Source organism: Streptosporangium sp. NPDC002544 (genome assembly GCF_040295965.1).
Taxonomy (GTDB): domain Bacteria; phylum Actinomycetota; class Actinomycetes; order Streptosporangiales; family Streptosporangiaceae; genus Streptosporangium.
Window position 1 is genome coordinate 1 of record NZ_JBEOWJ010000078.1, and the last position, 5,785, is coordinate 5,785.

General features: G+C 68.0%; 5 protein-coding genes and 1 pseudogene. 5 read left to right on the plus strand and 1 reads right to left on the minus strand.

The genetic code is table 11. The annotated features are described in order from the left end of the window. From ABT061_RS48090 to ABT061_RS48105, 4 genes and pseudogenes are all read left to right on the plus strand, one after another. Positions 1-329: pseudogene (locus ABT061_RS48090) on the plus strand (potassium-transporting ATPase subunit B); the annotation flags it as partial. Continuing rightward, positions 330-1,190, plus strand: coding sequence for a potassium-transporting ATPase subunit C (locus ABT061_RS48095; RefSeq protein WP_350930419.1), 861 nt, complete (start codon positions 330-332; stop codon positions 1,188-1,190). Between the two features lie 8 nt (positions 1,191-1,198). Then, complete coding sequence (locus ABT061_RS48100) at positions 1,199-3,736, plus strand: DUF4118 domain-containing protein (protein ID WP_350930423.1); 2,538 nt, start codon at positions 1,199-1,201, stop codon at positions 3,734-3,736. Beyond that, the gene (locus tag ABT061_RS48105) at positions 3,733-4,401 is read left to right on the plus strand and encodes a response regulator (RefSeq protein WP_350930420.1); all 669 of its coding nucleotides are present in this window, start codon (positions 3,733-3,735) and stop codon (positions 4,399-4,401) included. Before ABT061_RS48100 ends, ABT061_RS48105 begins: the two co-directional genes overlap by 4 nt. A gap of 253 nt (positions 4,402-4,654) precedes the next feature. On the opposite strand, the gene ABT061_RS48110 is transcribed toward ABT061_RS48105, so the two are convergent. Further along, positions 4,655-4,903, minus strand: coding sequence for an SAV_915 family protein (locus tag ABT061_RS48110; RefSeq protein WP_350930421.1), 249 nt, complete (start codon positions 4,901-4,903; stop codon positions 4,655-4,657). 577 nt (positions 4,904-5,480) lie between these two features. Here ABT061_RS48110 and ABT061_RS48115 point away from each other — a divergent pair. Next, on the plus strand, positions 5,481-5,785 hold a 305-nt coding region (locus ABT061_RS48115; RefSeq protein ID WP_350930422.1), incomplete at its 3' end, for a DeoR/GlpR family DNA-binding transcription regulator.

Sequence of the window (5,785 nt, forward strand, 5' to 3'; positions counted from 1 at the left end):
TGACCACGTTCTCGATCGCCAACGACATCGCCAAGTACTTCGCGATCATTCCCGCGATGTTCGCGGCGGTCTATCCCGGCCTGGACGCGCTGAACGTGATGCGTCTGGCCAGCCCGCAGTCGGCGATCCTGTCCGCGGTCGTCTTCAACGCCCTGGTGATCATCGCGCTGATCCCGCTGGCGCTCAGAGGTGTTCGCTACCGCCCTTCGAGCGCGTCGAAGCTGCTCAGCCGCAACCTCTACGTCTACGGACTGGGCGGCATCATCGCCCCGTTCATCGGTATCAAGATCATCGACCTGCTCATCCAGTTCCTTCCGGGGATGTCATAAATGGAACGCCTACCTAGCTGGATCCGCCAGCACCTCGCGGCCATCAGGGCGGTCGCCGTCCTCACGGTGCTCCTCGGCGTGATCTACCCGCTGGTCACCACCGGCGTGGCCCAGGCCCTGTTCAACGGCAACGCCAACGGCTCGATCGTCCAGCAGGACGGCAAGGACGTGGGCAGCGCCATCATCGGCCAGAACTTCACCGACAAGGACGGCAACCCGGTCAGGACCTACTTCCAGAGCCGCCCGTCGGCCGCGGGCGACGGGTACGACATGCAGTCGACGGCCGCCAGCAACCTGGGGCCCGAGGATGTCCTGGACGTCCTTCCCGTCCCCGGCGCGAAGGACGACGAGGGCAACCCGGACGAGGGCAGGCAGAGCCTGCTCACCCAGGTCTGCGCCCGCTCCAAGGCGGTCGGGGAACTGGAGGGCGTCAGCGGCGCCAGGCCCTACTGCACCGGTGACGGTGTGGGCGCGGTGCTGAAGGTCTTCTCCGACCGCGCGGTCAGCGTCAACCAGGCCTGCCCCGATACCCCCTTCATCGCCGAGTACAAGGGGCTGAAGGTGGAGTGCGGCAAGCCGGGCGAGGACTACGCCGCTGGAAAGACCGTCCCGATCCGTGGCGGCGTGACGAAGGTCGAGGTGCCTGCCGATGCCGTCACGGCCAGCGCCTCGGGCCTCGACCCGCACATCTCGGTGGCCTACGCCGACCTGCAGGCCCCGCGAGTGGCCAAGGAGCGCAAAACGGACCTCGCCAGGGTCAAGGCGCTCATCCAGGAGCACACCACAGGGCGCGCCCTCGGTTTCATGGGCGAGCCCGCGGTCAACGTGCTCGAACTCAACCTGGCCCTCGACAAGGAGTAGTGATCGCGGTGCCACGCGGGCGGCTACGGGTCTACCTCGGGGCGGCTCCCGGAGTCGGTAAGACCTTCGCGATGCTCAACGAGGGACGCAGGGCGCTGGAGCGTGGCAGGGACGTGGTCGTGGGTTTCGTGGAAACCCACGACCGCCCCCACACCGCCGAGCTGCTTGACGGCCTGGAGGTCCTCCCTCGCAGGACGCTGGCCTACCGGGGGAGCCACTTCACCGAGCTGGACGTCGATGCCGTCATCGAGCGGGCGCCGAAGGTGGCGCTGATCGACGAGCTGGCGCACACCAACATCCCAGGCTCGCGCAACACCAAGCGCTGGCAGGAGATCGAGGAGATCCTCGACGCCGGCATCGATGTCGTCTCCACCGTCAACATCCAGCACCTGGAGTCGGTCAACGACGTCGTCCAGCAGATCACCGGCATTCCGCAGCGGGAGACCATACCGGATGAGGTGGTACGGCGGGCCGACCAGGTCGAGCTGGTCGACATGTCGCCCGAGGCGCTGCGCAGGCGGATGGCGCACGGCAACATCTACGCACCGGAGAAGGTGGACGCCGCGCTGTCCAACTACTTCAGGATCGGCAACCTGACCGCGCTGCGCGAACTCGCCCTGCTCTGGGTCGCGGGAAAAGTCGACGACCAGCTCGACCGCTACCGGGCCGAGCAGGGCATCGCCGAAACCTGGGAGGCACGCGAGCGGGTGGTGGTCGCGCTCACCGGCGGCCCGGAAGGCGACACCCTGGTACGGCGCGCAGCCCGCATCGCGGCGCGCAGCAAAGGCGCCGACCTGCTGGCCGTCCACGTCACCAGGGCGGACGGCCTGACCGGCGGCGATCCGGCCAGCCTGGCCCGCCAGCGCACCCTCGTGGAGGATATGGGCGGCACCTACCACCAGGTGGTCGGCGACGACATCCCGCGCGCGCTGCTCGACTTCGCCGGCGGGGTGAACGCCACCCAGCTCGTGCTCGGCGCGTCCAGGCGGGGCAGGTTCGCTCAGATCCTGTCCCGTGGCGTCGGGGTGGAGACGACCGCGTTGTCGGGCTCGATCGACGTCCACATGATCACCCACGCGCAGGTCAAGAAGGGCCGCCGCCACGCGAGCTCGCGAGCCGCGCTGACCCGCAAGCGCAGGGTCATCGGCTGGGCGATGGCGGTGCTCGGCATGCCCGCGCTGACCGCGGCTCTGCTCCCGTTCAGGGACGATTCGGCGCTGCCGAGCGAGATCCTGCTCTTCCTGCTGATGGTCGTCGGCGTCTCCCTGGTGGGCGGCATGTGGCCGGCGGTGACGGCGGCCATCGGCGGATTCCTGCTGCTGAACTACTACTTCACACCGCCGGTCGACCAGTTCACGGTCTACGACCCGGAGAACCTGCTCGCGCTCGTCGTCTATGTGCTGGTCGCGATCATGGTGAGCCTGGTGGTCGACGTGGCGGCCCGCCGTACCAGAGAGGCGGCCAGGGCCAGTGCGGACGCCGAGGTCCTGTCGACGCTCGCCGGTCACGTCCTGCGTGGCGAGGCCGCCCTGCCGTCGCTGCTCGCCCGGATCAAGGAGACGTTCGGGCTCGTGTCCGCCACGCTTCTGGAGCGGACGGGACCGCCGACCCCTGACGATCAGTCGGAGCCGGAGGCGTGGCGGATCGTGGCCACCTCCGGGGGCGAGCCGTGCACCAGCCCCGGAATCGCCGACACCGATGTGGTGATCGACGAGAACCTGGTGCTCGCGGTGCGCGGGGGACTGCTCGACGCCTCCGAGCGCAGGGTGCTTGAGGCGTTCGCCGCGGAGACCGCCGTCGCGCTGCGTCAGCAGCGGCTGGAGGAGGAAGCAGGGCGGGCCAGGCCGCTGGCCGAGGCGGACAAGATGCGCACCGCGCTGCTCGCCGCCGTCAGCCACGACCTGCGCACCCCGCTGGCCTCGGCCAGAGCCGCCGTGGAGAGCCTGCGCAACACCGAGATCGACTGGTCCGCGGAGGACAGGAAGGAACTGCTCGCCACGGCGGACGAGTCGCTGGTCAAGCTGAATCGCCTGGTGGACAACCTGCTTGACATGAGCAGGCTGCAGGCGGGCGTGCTCGGGCCCGTCCTCCAGCCGGTCGCCCTGGAGGAGGTCGTGCCCAGGGCGATGGACGACCTGGGCCCGCTCCGGGATCGCGTCAAGGGGAACATCTCCGTCGAGCTGCCCGAGGTGGTCGCCGACTCCGCCCTGCTGGAGCGGGTGCTGGTGAACCTGATGTCCAATGCCGTCCGCTACAGCCCACCGGGTGAGCAGGTGCTGGTCACCGGCAGCTGGCACGGCGACCACGTGGAGATCCGGGTGATCGACCGCGGCCCAGGGATTCCGCCAGAAGCACATGACCAGGTCTTCAGACCGTTCCAGCGGCTCGGCGATCGTGACAACCATTCGGGGGTCGGTCTCGGCCTCGCGCTCTCCAGGGGGCTCACCGAGGCGATGGGCGGCTCTCTCGTACCGGAAGAGACACCAGGGGGAGGTCTCACCATGATCTTGACACTGCCGATCTCATCCAGAGCGGTGATCGCGTGACACGCATTCTCGTCGTCGACGACGAACCGCAGATCCTGCGGGCGCTCCGCATCAACCTGATCGCCCGCAACTACGAGGTGGCGGTGGCCACCGACGGCGGCGCGGCCCTGCGCCAGGCGGCCGACTGGCACCCTGACCTGGTGGTGCTCGACCTCGGGTTGCCCGACCTCGACGGTGTCGACGTCATTCACGGGCTGCGCGGCTGGACCTCGATCCCGATCATCGTGCTGTCCGGCAGGGCGGGCAACCAGGACAAGGTCGACGCCCTCGACGCCGGTGCCGACGACTACGTCACCAAGCCGTTCGGCATCGACGAGCTGCTGGCCAGGATCCGCGCGGTGTCGCGCCGCACGTCCGCGCAGGAGGCGGAGCTGGCCAGCATCACGATCGGCGACCACGTGGTGGACCTGACCAACAAGACGATCTCCGGCGGGGCACGGCTGACGCCGACCGAATGGCACATCCTGGAGATCCTGCTACACAACCCGGGCAAGCTCGTCAGCCAGCGGCAGCTGCTGACCGAGGTATGGGGGGTCAAGTACGTCAAGGAGACCCACTATCTACGGCAGTACATGGCCCAGCTGCGGCGCAAACTCGAACGCGACGCCGGGCATCCAGCCCACCTGATCACCGAGCCCGGTATGGGGTACCGCTTCAAGGCCTGATCGGCTTCAGGTCGCTCACCGGTTTGGAGTTGCTCACGGCGCTTCGGGATCCCTGACCGGCAACGACGAAGCGCGGGCAGCCGAGTGACCGTCCACGCTTCTCGCATTCGATCAGAGGCCGACTTCCCCGCGCATCAGGCCGGCGAGCTCCGGCGAGCCCCGCGCCGGCACCCGGGCCGCGGCACCGCCCGCCGCGATCGACAGGCCGAACCGCTGGTCCTCGCTCCCCGTGCGATCGCCTCGATGACGCACATCATGCGGTCTTGGCGGAGTGCCGGGCCATCGTCCCTGCGGGGTCGATCACGATGCCGATGCTGTCCAGTTCCTTGAGCATGCTCCTGAGCGCGGGCTCGCTGAGCCGTACCCAGTGCTGATCGGAGCCGAGCACCTTGGCCAGGCGCATCGGTGAGGTGAAGGCGACCGCCGTCCGCTTCCCCGCAGCAGTCCTGAACAGGCGCAGCGATGTGCTGAACGCGCCTTGACGGACCGGGACGTACAACATGCTTCCTCCTGGTGAGAACTCCTACACCAGCGACGCTAGAGCCGAGCGGGGAGCATGAGCGCGATCGCTACGGGATCAAGACGGCAATCGCGGAAGTACTTACGACGCGTTGACGTGGTGTGGCTCCGACCAGCACCGACATCACCGAAGCGGCAGGATCGGCCGCTTCGGTGCGGTGAACGCGTCAGAGGTCGTCGGCTCCCACCGTCAACGACGTTCTCCGGAGGATGGCAATGATCGGCAGGCAGTTCGTGGTGGCGCGGCGATGAGCCGGGAAAACGTGGTGGGTCTTCTGGTTCGGTCGGTTCTGTGCGGTGCACCTCGACCGTGGGCGTACCGCTGACGGTTCGCGACCCCGTGTCCGGATGCGCACCGTCCCACCTGTGACGCGGACGAAATGCGGGAGCGCGAGGGCGGGCAGTTCTTCGACAGACGCCCAGCATGATCATGAGCCGGTGCGTGGAGGTCACAGGTTCATGAAACTCACGACAGAGCGGTTCTCATCGACCCTTGACATGCAACATACTCGGGTATAAAGACATATAAAACAACATTGAAACGGCGGTGAACCAACAGGATGTACGCCGAGGAACGGCAGCAGGAGATCCTGTGTGAGGCCCGGGCCGCCGGGCGGGTCGACGTGGTGACCCTGGCGGAACGGTTCGGCGTCACGACTGAAACGATCCGCCGGGACCTGACCGCGTTGGAGCGTTCGGGGGTGCTGCGGCGCGTACACGGCGGGGCGATCCCGGTCGAGCGCCTCGGTTTCGAGCCCGCCCTCGCGACGCGCGATGAGGTGATGACGGCGGAGAAGGAGCGTATCGCCAAGGCGGCGCTGGCCGAGTTGCCGCAAGATGGCGCGATCGTGATTGACGCGGGCAC

Bases quoted from the DNA above. Each gene is read 5' to 3' on its own strand.
- ABT061_RS48095 (WP_350930419.1), top strand. From the start codon at position 330: ATGGAACGCCTACCTAGCTGGATCCGCCAGCACCTCGCGGCCATCAGG.
- ABT061_RS48110 (WP_350930421.1), bottom strand. From the start codon at position 4,903: ATGTTGTACGTCCCGGTCCGTCAAGGCGCGTTCAGCACATCGCTGCGC.